We start from the raw sequence: 17,253 nt of genomic DNA, 5'->3' as shown, positions 1-17,253 counted from the left end.
AACAAAAGCATTAAGCCGCTTGCTCCATCGCTGATTTAATTTTCTTCATTGCATTTTTCTCAAGCTGTCGAATACGCTCAGCAGAAACGTCGTATTTTTCAGCCAGGTCATGCAAAGTCGCTTTTTCTTCGTTCAACCAACGCTGCATCAAAATATCCTGACTGCGCTCATCCAGTTGTACCAGAGCCTCATGCAAACGGTTTGTGGCGTTCTCTGCCCAATTCGAATGCTCCAGTAAAGCAGCCGGGTCTGCACTTTTGTCTTCCAGAAAATAAACCGGTGCGTTTGGTGCCGACTCATCGTCTGCATCAACAGGCGCATCAAAAGAAGTATCTACCGAAGATAAGCGACCTTCCATTTCGCGCACCACCCGAGGTTCAACCCCCATGTCTTTGGCGACCGCATCAACTTCTTTGTTCGTGAACCACGACAGGCTCTTTTTAGCACTGCGTAAATTAAAGAACATCTTACGCTGCGCCTTAGTGGTCGCAATTTTAACAATGCGCCAGTTCTTTAGAATAAATTCATGAATTTCGGCTTTGATCCAGTGCACCGCAAAAGAAACAAGGCGAACACCCACGGTTGGGTCGAATCGCTTGACGGCCTTCATCAGACCTACGTTGCCTTCCTGAATCAAATCAGCCTGCGACAAACCATATCCAGAATAGCTTCTTGCTATATGCACAACAAAACGCAAGTGCGACATAACCAATTGACGCGCGGCTTCCAGATCGTTTTCATAATGTAGACGTTCAGCTAACTTGCGCTCTTCTTCGATTGTTAAAACCGGAATTGCACTCACCGAGGAAATATAGGCTTCCAGGTTGGCACCCGGTGTCGTTATATCTACGGCTTGTAACTGTGTATTCATATAATTCCCACATTTGTTAATGTCTATCGATTGGACTTAACTGTCAGAAAAAAGTTCCAAGGGTAATTTCCGTTCACCAATGATGATCCAATCAGCAATTAATATAACCGTTTTGGTTTCTTATTCAAGCACAGAGGATCAAATTTAGTTTATTCCGGCTCTATTTCTCCAAGATGACGATAAACAGCCAGCCAAGCCCCTAACACGGAGATCAGAACAGAGAAACTGAACAACCCGAGAAGATCGGAGAAGCCAAAATAAACCACATCAATGTCGGACGAATATAAAAATAATAAATCACTGACGATGGGCGATAACCAGACGCTGATCAAGATCAAACAAACGGAGGCAATCACTGCACCCAAAACACCATACCAGAAGCCGCTATAGAGGAAAGGCAAGCGAATGAAACTGTCTGTTCCACCAACCAACTTAATCACTACAATTTCCTGCCGGCGGTTTTCAATTTCCAGACGTATTGAGTTACTGATTGCAAGCACGGCGGCCAAAGCCAGCAGGAACCCCACCAACCAAGCAAAACGTTCCGCAAGACTGACATAATTCAATAACCGCTCAACCCACTGCAAATCCACGGCAACATCTTCAACCCCGTCAATGGCTTTGAGCTTTAACGCCAGTTGATTCAATGCAAATTGAGGGTTTTCGAGATGCTCTGCCAGCGGCACCACCTCAATGACGGCCGGTAATGGATTCTGATCGAACAGAGACAATAAATCGGAACCGGCAAATGATTTAAAATCGGCCAACCCCTGATCCGGAGTAATTAATTCCTGACTTGATACCCCGGGCATTTGCTGGATTTCACGTTCAACCCCAGCGACACTTGCGTCACTCAAACCAACGTCCAGATACACCGACACGGACAACTGATTTTGCCAACCCGCAGACAAGACCTGAAGATTGGACACCACCAGCAGCAATAACATGGGAAGGGTCAGCGAGACAGCCACCAATGATGAGGTCATCAGGCTGGCCAGCTTAGTTAACCGGATTCGGGTAAGACTGGATTGAATGCAATCCCGGTGATGTTTCAGTAACCCCGAAGCATTCGACGCGTTTGCGGATTTAAGCGACTTCTGCTTCGGCTTTTTAGGGCGTTTGGTTTTCTCTGAGGTTGCATTTTTAGTCGCTTTACGCGGTTGCGAGCCACCTTTTAAGGTAGCCCCCTTACGAACCGCACCGGATTTAGGCGAAGGCTGCTTTGGCTTTGAATCTCTGATCATAACATCACCCGAAACTGACCAATTCACCCGACGCTAAGGTCATGACCGGCAAAGACATGGACTGAATCAGCTCGTGGTCGTGGCTGGCAATCAAAACCGTCACACCCACTTGTTGGAAATCACGAAATAAGTTCATGATTTCTTCCGAAAGCTCAGGGTCCAAGTTACCGGTCGGTTCATCGGCAAGTAACAACGCTGGTTTATTGACCACCGCTCGGGCAATCCCAATCCGTTGTTGCTCACCGGTAGACAGCGCGATCGGGTTCGATTTTTCTTTATGAAGTAAGCCCACTTTATCCAAAGCAGCGCGCACTCGCTTACCGATTTCCAGCTCATTACTGCCGCTGATTCGCATCGGCAATGCGACATTTTCAAACACGGAGCGATCAAACAGCAACTGATGATTTTGAAACACCACGCCAATATGGCGACGGTAAAAAGGGATGTCCTTCCGGTCCAGTTGCGCGATGTTTTGACCGGCGATCATCACATTGCCGACGGTCGGGGTTTCCATGCGCATGATCAGTTTCAGCAACGTACTTTTGCCGGCACCGGAGTGGCCCGTCAAAAATGCCATATCGCCCCGGTTAATATGAAAGGAAACATTACTCAATGCTTCCTGCCCGGAGTCGTATCGCTTTGTAACCTGCTCGAATTTAATCATCGGTAAGCGTTATCTAAATTTCCAAGTCTTCAAATAAAGCTTCAACAAAGTCTTCAGAACGGAATGGACGCAAGTCATCAATCTGCTCACCCACCCCAATGAACCGGATAGGCAAACCCAGTTGCTTGGCAATGGCGAAAATGACGCCGCCTTTGGCGGTGCCGTCCAGTTTAGTCAGCGCAATCCCGGTCACACCCACAGCTTTTCTGAAGTGTTCCGCCTGACTCAGCGCATTTTGACCGGTGGCAGCATCCAAGACCAATAAAACCTCATGCGGTGCAGTAACATCCAGCTTTTGCATCACACGCACAACTTTCGAGAGTTCTTCCATCAGGTTGCTCTTGTTATGAAGACGACCTGCTGTGTCTGCAATAATAATGTCGGTATTACGTGCTTTCGCAGCCTGCACTGCATCAAAAATAACCGAAGCGCTGTCAGCCCCAGTGTGCTGTGCAATTACAGGCACATCGTTACGTTCGCCCCATACTTGAAGCTGCTCAACCGCAGCGGCACGGAATGTATCACCGGCGGCCAACATCACACTCTTGCCTTGCTGCTGATAGAATTTTGCCATTTTGCCAATGGTCGTGGTTTTACCCACCCCGTTGACGCCAACCACCAACAGAACAAACGGCCCTTCTTTGACAGAATCAACATCCAACGGTGTCTGACAAGGCTCAAGAATGTTCGTCAATTCTTGTTGAAGCGCGCTCACCAGCGCCTGACCATCGGCCATTTCCTGACGTTCAACGCGCTGTTCAAGGTTGCCAATCACCTGGCGAGTCGCATCGACCCCCACATCCGACACCACCAGCTGCATTTCAAGATCTTCAAACAATTCGTCATCGATTTCACGACGACCCAACAACAGGGTTCCAAAGCCGCTCGACATGGCCTGACGTGTTTTAGACAACCCCGATTTCATTCGACTTAGAAAACGTTTCTTTTCTGCCCCTGCATCCGACACCTCGGTTGGCTCTGCAGCACCGATCTGGCTCTTTTCTGCAGCCGTCGACTCTGATGATTGTTCGGCTGTGTTTTCTGACTTTTTGAAACGGCTAAAAAAACCTTTCTTGCTTTGCTCTTCGGTCATTCAAATCTTCTCAATCAACATACACCAACCCGATCGAAAACTCAGGCGGAATCAAAGGAACTATCCTAACATGACAGAAGCAATATGTAATATTATTCGATAGAATTGCCTGAAAGCACTCTCCCTTTTACTCAAAAGAAATACATCGAAGCTTATGAGCAATCAATGGCCGGAACCCAAACGTTCTAAACCCAAATCCATGTTTCATTTGACGCCAAAACAACTTTGGTTGGTTATAATCGTTCTTTTTCCGCTGATATGGTTTTTACATACGCTATAACAGTACCCACTTTGTATTTCTGATTCGTTGTTAAGTGAAAGTTCATGGCCCCAAGAAAACCCCACAATAAAGCCCCAAAACGCAATACAAAAGATACCGTCAAAAAACCCTCCGAGTTACGAATCATTGGTGGCGAATGGCGCAGCAGGAAAGTGGCGTTTTATCCGGCAGAAGGCCTGAGGCCCACTTTAGACCGGGTTCGTGAAACCGCATTTAACTGGTTGCAACCATACATCGAAGGGGCCACTTGTCTTGACCTGTTTGCCGGAAGCGGGGCCTTAACTTTTGAGGCGTTATCCCGCCACGCCAAAAAAGTACATATCAACGAACTGAACGTTCAGGTTCGAAATACCTTGGCAGACCAACTGAACCTATTAAAGTGCGACTCAGCAAGGTATCAACTGACAGGGTTTGATGGCACTCAACCACAATTAAGTGATCGCTTTGATGTAATCTTTCTCGATCCCCCGTTCCGAAAAGGTCTGCTGGAGGACTGCTGCTCGGCGTTGAACAAGCTGGATATATTCAAACACCACTGTGTGATTTACATTGAATCCGAATGCACTCTGGAATCATTAGCCTTACCCGACAGCTGGCATGTGTTAAAACAAAAAAAAGCAGGTCAGACACATTATGGCCTGATAGAGCGGGTTTCAGGCGACTGAGATCCGAAGCTCAGCACCGCCTGCTTACCTACTATTAACCTCCTTGCTTACTACTGTTAGCCCCCTTAATAGCTTACTTGCCTGGGTCATTATTGTCGGACTGAAATAAGTCAAAATACCTTAACATGGCTCGTGCGCTGTCTTGCTCATCCAACATCGCCATGACGTTTGCTATCACTTCGATGGTCGAGCACCCGCCCTCAGCCTGACCTTTTCTGAGCTGATAACGAAAGCCAGGCAACACTTCTGGCAGAGTCTCAGGCAACGACCAAACGTCCAGGCTTTGTAACCAAGGGCTTTGACGGTACATTTTTTTCGCCTGTTGCCAGGTCGCATCGAGAACAACCACGGGCTGGTCACGCCATTGCTCACAATACGACTCAGACACAAACGTCGTTTCAGCCGTAAACGCTTTTGGAAACAGTAACACCGGAGACTTATCTTTTAAGACTTCTGACTGATATACGACGTGCTCTTGTTTACGTTGCCAGTATTGAACCGAAACCTGCTCTCCCAGTATTTTTTTTGCATGAAAACCGCTGTTGTTACGTTTCTTCGCCTCAGATGAGTGCGTCAGCAACAGCCAATGCTTCGATGTCTTGCAATTTGGCCGAAATTTACAGATACAATTTCCGAGCAATAACCTGCAACCCGAACAATAAACCATCATTTGAGGCATTTCTGATCCCGTTTCATCGTCATTTACCTTGCCTTTCGCTTTGAAATCACTACATTATAGGGATTGTCATACGTTGCAGAAGAGACGAATCTGCTACATGCACTAAAAAATATAAAGAATGACAAGAATAATTGGTTCTCTTTTTGCTAACTATTAAGTCAGAAATTGAACCTTAAAAACAAAACGGGAAAATGACCTTAACAGGGAGACACACACTGTGAGAAAAATTCTTTCAACAGCAATCGTTTCAACTTCTATGCTGGTTGCGGCTACTGCTCAAGCAGGCACTTTAGCGGACGTAAAATCAAAAGGCTTTATGAACTGTGGCGTAAGTACAGGTCTTCCTGGCTTTTCAAACACGGACGACAAAGGCGAGTGGAAAGGCATCGACGTTGATACCTGTAAAGCGGTAGCTGCTGCAGTTTTCGGCGATGCATCAAAAGTTAAATACGTTCCCTTGACTGCAAAAGAGCGATTCACCGCATTGCAATCCGGTGAAGTTGACCTACTGAGCAGAAACACAACCTGGACTTTAACCCGTGATACCGGTTTGGGTCTGAACTTCGCCGGTGTTAATTATTACGACGGTCAGGGTTTCATGGTCAGCAAGAAAATCGGTGTTAAAAGTGCGTTGGAACTGGACGGAGCAACCGTGTGTGTTCAGGCGGGCACCACCACCGAGCTTAACTTAGCGGACTACTTCCGTGCCAACAAGATGTCTTACAAGCCAATCACGTTTGATACCTCAGACCAAACGGCAAGTGCGTTCGACAACGGCCGTTGTGACGTATTAACCAGTGACCAGTCTCAGCTGTACGCACTGCGCATTAAACTGAAAAACCCAAGCGATGCAGAAGTATTACCAGAAGTCATTTCAAAAGAACCTTTGGGCCCTGTGGTTCGCCAGGGCGATGACGAGTGGTTCAACGTAGCTAAGTGGTCGTTGAATGCCATGATCACGGCAGAAGAATTGGGTGTATCCCAGGCTAACGTTGACGACATGACCAAATCCACCAACCCGAACATTCAGCGTCTTTTGGGTGTTACCGGTGAACTGGGCACGAAACTGAAACTGAACAACGATTGGGCTTATAAAATCGTGAAACAAGTGGGCAACTACGGCGAGTCCTTTGAACGTAACGTAGGGACAGGCTCCCCACTGAAAATCCAACGAGGCATCAACGCTCTTTGGAACAAAGGTGGCTTCCTTTACGCTCCGCCAATCCGCTAAAACTCTGACACGACGGGTCCCTTTATGGGGCCCGTTTTTATTTCACTTTTAGCAACACAGTAGTTTCTTATGACAACTCCACAAAAAGACTCTAGTAAGATTTGGAATGACCCTGTCTTTCGCGGTCGAGTATTTCAAGGCGTTGTGCTCGCAGCAATCATTGCTTTCTTTGCGTTCATCATTAACAACACCTTAAACAATCTGGAAGTTCGCGGAATTTCTACCGGCTTTGGTTTTTTGAACCAGGAAGCCGGCTTTGGCATCATCCAGTCTCTGATCGAATACAACGAGACCCATACTTATGGCCGAACTTTCGTTGTTGGTATTCTTAATACGTTATTGGTTTCTCTGGTCGGGATATTTTTTGCGACCATCTTAGGCTTTCTGATGGGAATTGGCCGGCTATCAAACAACTGGTTAATCTCAAAACTGGCTGCCATCTACATTGAAACCTTCCGAAACATTCCACTGCTTCTTCAAATTTTCTTCTGGTATTTTGCCGTCCTTGGCGTCATGCCTCACCCCCGTGAAAGCATGTCCTGGGGAGAGCTGGTCTTCTTAAACGTGCGAGGCCTATACATTCCCAACCCTCAATTCAGTGACGGCATCGGCTATGTGCTCACCAGTATTTTCCTTACCTTCGTAGGCATTTGGTTTTTAAGACGCTGGGCTCATAAACGCCAGGATGATACAGGCCAGCAATTTCCGGTATTTTATACTGCGCTTGCAGCCCTGATTTTGATCCCGGGTATCGTTTACCTGTTATCAGGAACCACCACAACCTGGGACGTTCCTGCACTGAAAGGTTTTAACTTTAAAGGCGGCATCACCATCCTGCCAGAGTTCACAGCATTATTGCTGGCGTTGGTCATCTACACGGCGGCGTTCATTGCCGAAATCGTGCGAGCAGGCCTGCAATCGGTACCAAAAGGTCAACTTGAAGCATCACGGGCATTGGGTTTAAAGAATAACCAAATGTTGCGTTTGGTGGTCATTCCTCAGGCGATGCGGGTGATCATTCCACCTTTAACCAGCCAATATCTGAACCTGGTGAAAAACTCGTCACTGGCAACGGCGATTGGCTATCCGGATTTGGTCGCCATTTTTGCTGGCACCACACTCAACCAGTCAGGTCAGGCAATTGAGATCATCTTTATGGTGATGGCCGTTTATTTAACCATCAGTCTGGTCATTTCACTCATCATGAACATATACAACAAGCGCATGGCGCTGGTTGAACGATAGGAGGCGGCACATGTTAGAACCTATTCACTCACCGCCATTTACGAAGCACCCTATACGCTGGGCGCAGGTGAACTTATTCTCAAATTGGTTCAATAGCCTGCTCACCCTGCTGGTTGCTTACCTTTTGGTGTTATACGTGCCGGGCATGTTGGACTGGGCTTTTCTCAGCGCTGACTGGTCTGGTCAAACTAAAGACGACTGTTCTGGCGTCGGCGCTTGCTGGGTATTCATTGATGCCCGCATGAACCAGTTTATGTATGGTTTTTACCCCACAGAAGAACAATGGCGCGTCAACCTCGCATTCATAATTCTGCTGGCGCTGGTGATTCCTTTATTCATTGAAAAAACGCCACGTAAAGGCTGGATTATTGGTTTCTTACTGGTGGGTTATCCGGTCATCGCATTCTGGTTGTTTGGTGGCGACATCTTCGGCTTGATTCAGGTAGACACCGAGCAATGGGGCGGTTTAATGCTGACCCTGATTATTGCTACGGTTGGCATCATTGCGTCTCTGCCGATAGGCATCATCCTTGCCTTGGGCAGACGTTCCGAGATGCCGATCATCCGTTATATTTGCATCAGCTTTATTGAAGTCATGCGCGGTGTGCCTTTGATCACCATTTTATTCATGGCCTCGGTCATGCTGCCGTTGTTCATGCCTGAAGGCGTCACCTTCGATAAGCTGATGCGAGCCATGATTGGTATCACCTTGTTCCAGTCAGCGTACATGGCAGAAGTGATTCGTGGCGGCTTGCAGGCCATTCCGAAAGGCCAGTACGAAGCAGCCGACGCTTTAGGCTTGAATTACTTTCAGAAAATGGCGTTGGTGATTTTACCTCAAGCACTCAAATTGGTGATTCCTGGCATCGTAAATACCTTCATTGCCTTATTCAAAGACACCAGTCTGATCCTGATCATTGGTTTATTCGAACTGTCCGGCATCATGAAAGCGGCGTTGAACGATCCTGAGTGGCTCGGTTTTGCAACGGAAGGCTACTTGTTTGCTGCACTTATTTATTGGATGTTCTGCTTCAGCATGTCTCGTTACAGCCAGCACATTGAACAGAAGCTCCACACCGGGCATCGTTAACAGAATTTGTGAGAAACACTATGAATCAATCTCATATTAAAGACGAAATTGAAATTGAACTGAAAAATGTAAACAAGTGGTACGATGACTTTCACGTACTAAGAGACATCAACCTTCAGGTTCGCAAAGGTGAACGTATTGTCATCTGTGGCCCGTCAGGCTCCGGCAAGTCTACTATGATTCGCTGCCTGAACCGTCTGGAGTCGCACCAGAAAGGCGACATCACCATTGAAGGCACACCCCTGAACAATGACGTCAGAAACATCGATGCCATTCGTAAAGATGTAGGCATGGTGTTCCAGCACTTCAACTTGTTCCCGCACCTGACGGTTCTTGATAACTGCTGTCTGGCCCCTCAGTGGGTTAAGAAGCAGCCAAGAAAAGAGGCCGAAGCGACCGCAATGAAGTTTCTGGAACGCGTTAAGATTCCGGATCAGGCATTGAAGTACCCAGGCCAACTGTCCGGCGGTCAGCAACAGCGAGTGGCGATTGCACGAAGCCTGTGCATGAACCCAAACATCATGTTGTTCGATGAGCCCACGTCTGCGCTTGACCCTGAAATGATCAAAGAAGTATTGGACGTGATGGTGGAATTAGCCGACGAAGGCATGACCATGTTGTGCGTCACCCACGAAATGGGCTTCGCTAAAAAGGTGGCGGATCGTGTGATCTTTATGGATGCAGGCGAGATCATTGAAGAAAACAATCCACATGAATTCTTCGACAACCCTCAATCCGAACGTACTAAGCTGTTCTTAAGTCAGATTCTTCATAACTAAACCAAGCACACTTAGAGCAAAACGTTTAAAGCGTTCAGCATTCACAAAAAAGGCTTCATAACGAAGCCTTTTTTGCGGGTACCTATGAACAGACTTCAACTAAATCTCTGTCGACAGCGCTTCAATCTGATCAACTTTTTGGAACCCTCTCGGTAACTTATTACCACGACGGCCCCGCTCACCATGATAATGCTCAAGATCAGCGGCTTTAAGAGTCAGCGTGCGTTTTCCGGAGGTAATCATCAATGCATCGCTCTCAGCAAGTACCGCTAAAGACACCACCAGCTCTTCCCGGTCTTTTGCCCTGGCGGCAGGAATATTAATGATCTTATTTCCTTTGCCTTTACTTAACACAGGCAAATCAGCCAGTGGGAACACCAGCAGACGCCCCTCGTTGGTCACTGCAGCCAACAACCCCTGTTCTGTTGAGTCCGTTTCTAACACCGGCAGAATTTGAGCATTGGCAGGCAAGGTAATGGCCGCCTTACCGGACTTATTCTTGGTGAACAAATCGCCGAGTTTAGTAACAAAGCCATAACCGGCGTCACTCGCCAAAACCAAAAGCTGATCATCGCTGCCCATATAAGCGGCGGCAATGCCATCACTTGCATCCAGGTTGATTCGACCCGTGACAGGCTCACCCTGTCCCCTGGCTGAAGGCAGAGTATGTGCCGGAATCGAAAACGCCCGACCGGAAGAAGACAATAACGTCACTTGTTGATTACTTTTACCGCGAACCGCCAGATCAAATGCATCACCCGACTTATAGCTTAACCCTTCTGCGTCCACTTCATGGCCTTTGGCAGCACGAATCCAACCCTTTTTGGAAAGCACAACCGTTACCGGCTCGGATGTGGCCAAATCGGCTTCCGTCATCGCTTTGGCTTCTGAGCGAGCAACAATTGGTGAGCGTCGATCATCGCCGTAGGTTTCTGCGTCGGCCAACAATTCTTTCTTAATCAGATTACGCATACGGGCCGGTGATTTCAGGATTTTTTCAAGCACATCACGTTCTGCGCTCAACTCATCCTGCTCACCGCGAATCTTCATCTCCTCGAGCTTGGCCAAGTGACGAAGTTTCAATTCTAAAATGGCCTCGGCCTGAATGTCAGAAATCCCGAAGCGTTCCATCAGAACCGGCTTTGGTTTCTCTTCGGTACGAATGATTTCAATGACTTCATCAATGTTCAGAAAGGCAACCAACAAACCCTCAAGGATATGTAAGCGTTTATTAACCTTATCCAAACGATATTCAAGACGGCGGGTTACCGTCTGGCGGCGATACTCCAACCACTCGGTCAGAATTTCCTGAATATTACGAACCTTCGGCAGACCATTCAGGCCTACCATGTTCATGTTGACCCGATAGCTTTTCTCAAGGTCAGTGGTTGCAAACAGGTGCGCCATCAACTGCTCCACATCCACCCGATTAGAGCGGGGAACAATCACCAACCGAGTCGGATTTTCGTGATCCGACTCATCTCGTAAATCCGCCACCAAAGGCAATTTTTTGGCCTGCATCTGAGCCGCAATTTGCTCTAAAACCTTCGCACCGGACGTCTGATGTGGCAGCGCAGTCACAATCACATCACCGTCTTCTTCCAGATAGGTCGCGCGCATTTTGATCGAGCCACGGCCTTGTTCATACAACTTAATCAAATCCGCTTTCGGCGTAATGATTTCAGCGTCTGTAGGATAATCCGGACCCTGGATGTTTTCACAGACTTGCTCGACGGTTGTGTTCGGATCATCCAGCAACCGAATACAGGCACTGGTGACTTCACGCAAGTTATGAGGCGGAATGTCCGTTGACATCCCCACGGCAATCCCCATAGAACCGTTTAGCAACACATTCGGTAAGCGCGCAGGCAAAGTCGAAGGCTCTTCCAGGGTGCCATCAAAGTTAGGCACCATATCAACGGTACCTTGCCCCAGCTCCGACAACAAAACTTCCGAATACTTGGCCAGTTTTGATTCGGTATATCGCATGGCCGCAAACGATTTAGGATCGTCTGCTGAGCCCCAGTTACCCTGACCGTCCACCAGCGGATAACGATAAGAAAACGGTTGCGCCATTAAAACCATGGCTTCATAACAGGCACTGTCACCATGAGGGTGAAACTTACCCAACACATCACCCACCGTACGAGCGGATTTTTTGTATTTGGCACTGGCTTTCAGACCCAGTTCAGACATGGCATAAACAATACGCCGCTGCACGGGTTTCAGGCCATCGCCAATGTGGGGTAACGCACGATCGAGAATGACGTACATGGAATAGTCGAGATAAGCTTTCTCGGTATATTCGCTTAACGAAAGCCGTTCAACACCTTCGTCAGTAAAGTTAATCGGGTCAGTCATGTACTACCTTGTAGATGTGTTAAATAGATTTTGACGCGAACCAACATAACCGTATTCGGTCTTGGCATCAAACAATAATAGTAACGCAGGCAGGAACAGAAAATCGACCACCAATGCCAACCCTAAGGTTAAAGACATTAATGCCCCTGTAGCCACGCTCGGGGTAAAGTGCGAAAACAGCATCACCGCAAAGCCCGCCACCAAAGTGACCGTGGTAATGGCCAACGCCACCCCCACGGTTTTAAAGGCATAACGAATGGCATCTACCGCACTCATGCCATGCTCCCGTCGTGCTCTTAGATACTTACTCATAAAATGAACGGTATCATCCACCACCACCCCCAGACTGATACACATCACCACCGCCACTGCAGTATCAATGTAGCCTTCAGTTATCCCCCAAATACCATAAGCCAAGGCAGCGGGCGCCACATTAGGAATCAAGCTCAGCAGCCCCAATTTCACGGACCGTAATGTCACAATCAGAATCAGGCAAATCACCAGCATCGCCATCATGGTGCCTATCACCAGGCTGATCACATTTCGATGTACGATGTATGAAAAAATAACGGCGTAGCTTGTGCCCTGAGTCTCCACCAACTCAGGCGCATGCTCAACCAACCATTGATGAGCGTTTTGCTGAATAGCGATGATATCCCCGGAAGGCATTTTCTTCAGCGTTACCCCAACCCGAGTGGCCGACCTATCTATATCAATCGAATCTTCAAGTCCTAACCCCATGGGTAATGACAATTCATAAAGCAGGAATTGCTGGGCAATCATTTCTCTGGAATCAGCTATCCGATAAGACGCCTGATCGCCTTGATTTAAATCCCGGTTAAGCCGTTTGGCCACATCCGACATGGAGTACACATGAGCCACGCCCGGCTCGTTCCTTAGCCAATCGGTAAACTCGGCCAAGCGCTTCATATACGAAGGATCATAGATACCATCCGACGTCCCGGAGTCAAGGCTGAACTCCATCAGGTTATTACCACTGATCGTCTCATTAATGCGATCCACCGCTTGGCGAACTTCAAACGTATCATCATAAAACTCATGCCAGCTTTCACTGAGTTTATTTAAAGATACGCAAAAACAAAGTACCAATACCACCGACCCCATGATCACAAACCAACGTTTAGGCCGTGCTATCACTTGTTCAGCCACGCGTAATAACCAGCGTTGCTGAGCCGTCAGAGATTCAGCGGGTTGATCTACCATGGCCTTCGGAGGATTTAACCAAAACAATAATGCCGGCGTCAGAGTCATCGATAATAACCACGCCAAGAACACCCCCACAGCAATCATGTTGCCCAAATCTTGATATGGCGGGGAATCACTGGTGTTCAGGCACAACACACCAATGATGGTGGTCAGGCTGGTGACAAATACCGGGCCTACATTAATACGGAGACTTTCCTTAATCGCGCTGTGTTTGTCTTTTCCCGCAGACAACTGCTGAAAATAGCTGACCAAAATATGCACCGAATCAGCAATAGCCAGCGTCATGATGGCAGTCAAAACAAACCCGGCCACCGGAGTCAACGTCAACCCCAACCAACCGAAGAAACCCAGTGTCCCCAGCGATGACATGGAGATCACCCCAAGCGCAATCATCATCGCAAAAACGCTTCGCAATAAAATCCACAACAACAGCAACAGCATGAGATAACTGAAGATGGCCAGTGATTGTAAATCCTGGGCCACAGCTTCCTGCATAGTCACGTTGGACGCCACCGAGCCAGCCAATAGGAAGTTCACATCGGAGTATTGTGCTCGGTACGCCGCCACTAACGCGCGCGCTGCGGACAAAGTTTCCTGGCCGGCAATGATTCGTCCCTGCCCTTCATCCGGCAAAGCCAGCCTCAGTTGCACCAAAGATGCTTGCCCATCGGGACTCATTACATTGTTTGTGAGTGACGGTTCCTGGTTGACGACTCTACGGATGGTTTGAAGCGCTTCTTCACTCAACGACTCAGCGTCTTCCACCAGAAAATCCACCCACAGCTCATCTTCTACCACTCGGGTGTGTTGGTAATTGGTCACCGACGACACCCGAATAACGTGCGGCAGCTGCCATGCATCGTTAGTCATGCGCTCTAAAATGGCCAATCGGGAAGGGGTATAAAAGTCAGAGGTTTGGGTTTCCACGAACACCCAAAGATTGTCCAATTTGGAAAACTGATCTTCCAATGCGTCGAACGTTTTGAGCTGGGGATTATCCTCGCTGAAGTACACCCGAAAATCAGAGCTTAACCCCAAACGACCAATGCCCGCAGTCAAAAGTACACTGATAAATAAAGCAATCATCACTACGATTTTATGGTGACGTGCTATACGTTCTAGATATGGATCAAACACAATGATGCCCCTGATTCGCTCCGATCAACTGAAAGCTTTTTTATTGTTATTGGATTTCTTTAACAGGCTGTTGAGTTTCGTTATCAAGGTAGGACTAACAAGGCAAAATCAGGCGAAAACGCGGAATTTATAATCATAAATGAGCATTTTGAGCCTAATTTTAACGCCGTTAGGGCAACGCAGATAGGAAATTAACAACCTGTTAGATCTGACCGAAAAAAGCATACCACTGCCCTCAACATCGCAACAGCGCCTGCACTCAAAAGCGGAAACAAACGTTAATTATCCGAATCATCAATACTGAACAAAGCATCCAGCTCAGTCAAAATTCGCATTTCACCTTGTTGAAAACCATCCCCCAGGCTGGCTTCCAACTCCATCAGGTCAAACCCGCCAAGGCCAGCCAGGTAACCTATTTTTTTAAGCAATCGCTCCATGACCAATTGCTGATCCGTATTGTACTTTTCCGTCACATCCGTCACGGTCTCAGCGGCCATTTCGACCAAGGCATCTATGTCTTGTTTTGCATCATTATGCATACATCCACCTGCTCAACCAGCCAAGTTTTCACTCTTATCTTCTATTCAGTATAAGACAAGCGTGGCCCAATGACGTGTTCTAGCCATGAAAGCCCGCTAAACAAGAGGCTCGACTGGCAGCTTTACGGTAAAAATGGTGCAGCCTGGTACACTTTCAAAACTCATCTCTCCGTGATGTTTATCAATGATCCGTTTGCATATCCCCAAACCCAGGCCACTGCCTTCACCGGCCGGTTTAGTCGTAAAGAAGGTTTCCCAAACCTTGTTTTTCAAAGTATCAGGAATACCTGGGCCATTATCCGTGATACTGACAACCACATAAGGCTTGCCGGTCTCATCCTGCTCCACACAGGAAGCCAACCTCAATACCCCCCGGTTATCCATCGCCTGGAGCGCATTATGAATCAGGTTCGTCCACACCTGATTGATTTCATCCGGATGACAAATCACCGCCGGTAATTCCTTAAAATCCTTAACCACTTTGCAGCCATGTTTCAGCAAACCACGATACAGTACCAGAACCGTGTTAATGCCCTGATTAATGTCCGCCGGAATTTTTTCACCAGAACTGTCTTTATGGGCAAACTGCTTGAGAGCAAACACCACTTTTGAGGCTTTTGAGGTGGCCGTATGAATCGTATCCAGGCTACTTCGAACACTGAACAGTTCATTGGCCTGCTTAATAATAGACATGCACGAGGGAGAACGGAGCATCGGTAAAAACTCTGGCAACTGTTCAACAATCCCCATTTCCGCAAGCGTTTCCGACATGGTTTCCGCATCTTCCACGCCGGCTTCTTCCAGAAAATTCAGCACTTTTCTGCGAATTTTTCGTTCTTCCCGCGTGGTCAAGCCGGGCTCTACGTGAGCACAAGACACCAACTTTACAAAAAACTGTTTTTCTTCGGCGGAGGATAAGGCAACGAACCGATCAATGTTTTGTATAAATGCTATATAACCGTTTTCAGCATTACCCACTGAAGCCTGAATCGCACCCAGCGGAGTATTCACTTCGTGCGCGATACTGGCCACCAACTGCCCCAAAGCCGCCATCTTTTCAGATTGAATCAGCTGCTGCTGACTTTCTTCCAGTTCGTACAGCGCATTCTCCAGCTCTTCATTTTTATCGTTGAGCGCTTTGGTTCGTTGGGCAACCCGACGTTCAAGCGTTGCATTGTACTCTTCCAGTTCTGCATAACTGCTTTGCAGCTTAGCCGCCATATCGGCAAAGTTATTGGCCAATACGCCCACTTCATCCTTGCTTTTGGTACGAATGTGCTGGCTGATCGAGAAGTCCCCCTGGGCCACTTGTTTCGACAACTTTGATAACTGAATCAAGGGCGCGCTCAACCTCTGAGACAGCTGTGAGATCACTAAATACGTCACGATCAACACAATAAATACAATCACTAAAGTCTTCAGGGTTTCGCTTTTGATGGTTTCTTCAATGTCCTGCTGCGAACGAGCAATCTCATCCCTTAAATTCTGAAGCGAGTAAGCCAAGATCAACCGCCCCCAAGGCGTTGACCCTATGTTGACAGGCACTTCATATTCTAATAGCTCGGTACTGGCTTCAATGGTGTTTGAAGCCACCACATCATCGTTCTCAACGTTCGCGTACAAAGCATTCAGCACCACTTTCTGATGTTTGTAATTCGGCGCGGGGGAATAATACTTTTGCTGTAAGGTGGGGTCCAAACTGTGAAGAACCACCTTATTCTCTTTATTAAGCAACACCACATACTTCAGCTCAGGGGTATTTTGTACGTAACGCTTTAATTCATTGGATAAATAGAAAAGATTATAAGAGGCAATGTCATCCTCTGAGCGGCGTTTCAGTTGGTCAGCCACCGAAATGGCCCGATGATGAAGGTTATCCTGCATCAAAGACATTCGTTGCTGTAATTCGGACTGCAACACCTGGCGTTGGCTGGAAATCTGGAAATAGGTCAGCAAAGCCAATACGGCTAACACCAATACAATCATGGCAAATGCAAATCGCCACCGAATACCGTATTGTGCTTTAAACCCTAGCCCGTGAACGTCCATAAGTTCCTGTCACTGCATTATTATTTTTAGACCATCCTAGCAGGTATTTTTAGTTTAACCTAAGTAATCAGACCAAGTAGTATACAACTAGTATAAGAG

At 47.5% G+C, this 17,253-nt stretch carries 14 protein-coding genes; 5 read left to right on the top strand and 9 right to left on the bottom strand.

The features are described 5' to 3' along the window. Positions 1-10: 10 nt before the first annotated feature. The 4 genes from rpoH to ftsY all read right to left on the bottom strand — a co-directional run bounded on the left by rpoH (position 11) and on the right by ftsY (position 3,872). Positions 11-871 carry an RNA polymerase sigma factor RpoH gene (gene rpoH / locus ABD744_RS12045; protein WP_344798751.1) on the bottom strand — a complete coding sequence of 287 codons (861 nt, stop codon included), beginning with the start codon at positions 869-871 and terminating at the stop codon, positions 11-13. A 149-nt stretch (positions 872-1,020) separates the two neighbouring features. Continuing rightward, entirely contained in the window at positions 1,021-2,115 is a 1,095-nt protein-coding gene (ftsX, locus tag ABD744_RS12040; protein WP_344798750.1) for a permease-like cell division protein FtsX, read from the bottom strand. Positions 2,116-2,119: 4 nt separating this feature from the next. Beyond that, entirely contained in the window at positions 2,120-2,779 is a 660-nt protein-coding gene (gene ftsE, locus ABD744_RS12035) for a cell division ATP-binding protein FtsE (RefSeq protein ID WP_344798749.1), read from the bottom strand. 13 nt (positions 2,780-2,792) lie between these two features. Beyond that, positions 2,793-3,872, bottom strand: a complete 1,080-nt coding sequence (gene ftsY / locus ABD744_RS12030) for a signal recognition particle-docking protein FtsY (RefSeq protein ID WP_344798748.1) — start codon at positions 3,870-3,872, stop codon at positions 2,793-2,795. A gap of 324 nt (positions 3,873-4,196) precedes the next feature. Here ftsY and rsmD point away from each other — a divergent pair, with 324 nt between their 5' ends. Further along, a complete protein-coding gene (rsmD, locus tag ABD744_RS12025; RefSeq protein ID WP_344798747.1) occupies positions 4,197-4,817 on the top strand; it encodes a 16S rRNA (guanine(966)-N(2))-methyltransferase RsmD in 621 nt (206 codons plus the stop codon). A gap of 73 nt (positions 4,818-4,890) precedes the next feature. Here rsmD and ABD744_RS12020 read toward each other — a convergent pair whose 3' ends face one another. Beyond that, a complete protein-coding gene (locus ABD744_RS12020; RefSeq protein ID WP_344799616.1) occupies positions 4,891-5,484 on the bottom strand; it encodes a DTW domain-containing protein in 594 nt (197 codons plus the stop codon). Between the two features lie 268 nt (positions 5,485-5,752). On the opposite strand from ABD744_RS12020, the gene ABD744_RS12015 reads away from it, so the two are divergent. The 4 genes from ABD744_RS12015 (at position 5,753) to ABD744_RS12000 (ending at position 9,841) form a co-directional block, all read left to right on the top strand. Continuing rightward, positions 5,753-6,727, top strand: a complete 975-nt coding sequence (locus ABD744_RS12015) for an amino acid ABC transporter substrate-binding protein (RefSeq protein ID WP_344799615.1) — start codon at positions 5,753-5,755, stop codon at positions 6,725-6,727. Positions 6,728-6,796: 69 nt separating this feature from the next. Continuing rightward, positions 6,797-7,972, top strand: a complete 1,176-nt coding sequence (locus tag ABD744_RS12010) for an amino acid ABC transporter permease (protein WP_344798746.1) — start codon at positions 6,797-6,799, stop codon at positions 7,970-7,972. 10 nt (positions 7,973-7,982) lie between these two features. Further along, a complete protein-coding gene (locus tag ABD744_RS12005; protein WP_344798745.1) occupies positions 7,983-9,062 on the top strand; it encodes an amino acid ABC transporter permease in 1,080 nt (359 codons plus the stop codon). A 20-nt stretch (positions 9,063-9,082) separates the two neighbouring features. Beyond that, on the top strand, positions 9,083-9,841 hold the full coding sequence (locus tag ABD744_RS12000) for an amino acid ABC transporter ATP-binding protein (protein WP_344798744.1): 759 nt from the start codon (positions 9,083-9,085) through the stop codon (positions 9,839-9,841). Between the two features lie 99 nt (positions 9,842-9,940). Here the strand turns inward: ABD744_RS12000 and parC are convergent, their stop codons facing one another. The 4 genes from parC to ABD744_RS11980 all read right to left on the bottom strand — a co-directional run bounded on the left by parC (position 9,941) and on the right by ABD744_RS11980 (position 17,154). Beyond that, positions 9,941-12,202, bottom strand: a complete 2,262-nt coding sequence (parC, locus tag ABD744_RS11995; RefSeq protein ID WP_344798743.1) for a DNA topoisomerase IV subunit A — start codon at positions 12,200-12,202, stop codon at positions 9,941-9,943. A 3-nt stretch (positions 12,203-12,205) separates the two neighbouring features. Next, positions 12,206-14,566, bottom strand: a complete 2,361-nt coding sequence (locus tag ABD744_RS11990; protein ID WP_344798742.1) for an efflux RND transporter permease subunit — start codon at positions 14,564-14,566, stop codon at positions 12,206-12,208. A 278-nt stretch (positions 14,567-14,844) separates the two neighbouring features. Continuing rightward, positions 14,845-15,105 (bottom strand): hypothetical protein, encoded by a 261-nt coding sequence (locus ABD744_RS11985; protein WP_344798741.1) that lies wholly within the window; start codon positions 15,103-15,105, stop codon positions 14,845-14,847. Positions 15,106-15,201: 96 nt separating this feature from the next. Continuing rightward, positions 15,202-17,154 (bottom strand): sensor histidine kinase, encoded by a 1,953-nt coding sequence (locus tag ABD744_RS11980; RefSeq protein ID WP_344798740.1) that lies wholly within the window; start codon positions 17,152-17,154, stop codon positions 15,202-15,204. Between the last annotated feature and the right edge of the window lie 99 nt (positions 17,155-17,253).

This window comes from Litoribacillus peritrichatus, assembly GCF_039537985.1.
In the GTDB taxonomy this organism is placed as follows: Bacteria; Pseudomonadota; Gammaproteobacteria; order Pseudomonadales; family Litoribrevibacteraceae; genus Litoribacillus; species Litoribacillus peritrichatus.
Note: the sequence above shows the minus strand (reverse complement) of the source record. Positions and strands in the feature narration are given on the sequence as shown.

Bases quoted from the DNA above. Each gene is read 5' to 3' on its own strand.
- rsmD (WP_344798747.1), top strand. From the start codon at position 4,197: ATGGCCCCAAGAAAACCCCACAATAAAGCCCCAAAACGCAATACAAAA.
- rpoH (WP_344798751.1), bottom strand. From the start codon at position 871: ATGAATACACAGTTACAAGCCGTAGATATAACGACACCGGGTGCCAAC.
- ftsX (WP_344798750.1), bottom strand. From the start codon at position 2,115: ATGATCAGAGATTCAAAGCCAAAGCAGCCTTCGCCTAAATCCGGTGCG.
- ABD744_RS12000 (WP_344798744.1), top strand. From the start codon at position 9,083: ATGAATCAATCTCATATTAAAGACGAAATTGAAATTGAACTGAAAAAT.
- parC (WP_344798743.1), bottom strand. From the start codon at position 12,202: ATGACTGACCCGATTAACTTTACTGACGAAGGTGTTGAACGGCTTTCG.
- ABD744_RS12020 (WP_344799616.1), bottom strand. From the start codon at position 5,484: ATGGTTTATTGTTCGGGTTGCAGGTTATTGCTCGGAAATTGTATCTGT.
- ABD744_RS12010 (WP_344798746.1), top strand. From the start codon at position 6,797: ATGACAACTCCACAAAAAGACTCTAGTAAGATTTGGAATGACCCTGTC.
- ABD744_RS11985 (WP_344798741.1), bottom strand. From the start codon at position 15,105: ATGCATAATGATGCAAAACAAGACATAGATGCCTTGGTCGAAATGGCC.
- ABD744_RS12005 (WP_344798745.1), top strand. From the start codon at position 7,983: ATGTTAGAACCTATTCACTCACCGCCATTTACGAAGCACCCTATACGC.
- ABD744_RS11980 (WP_344798740.1), bottom strand. From the start codon at position 17,154: ATGGACGTTCACGGGCTAGGGTTTAAAGCACAATACGGTATTCGGTGG.
- ftsE (WP_344798749.1), bottom strand. From the start codon at position 2,779: ATGATTAAATTCGAGCAGGTTACAAAGCGATACGACTCCGGGCAGGAA.
- ftsY (WP_344798748.1), bottom strand. From the start codon at position 3,872: ATGACCGAAGAGCAAAGCAAGAAAGGTTTTTTTAGCCGTTTCAAAAAG.
- ABD744_RS12015 (WP_344799615.1), top strand. From the start codon at position 5,753: ATGCTGGTTGCGGCTACTGCTCAAGCAGGCACTTTAGCGGACGTAAAA.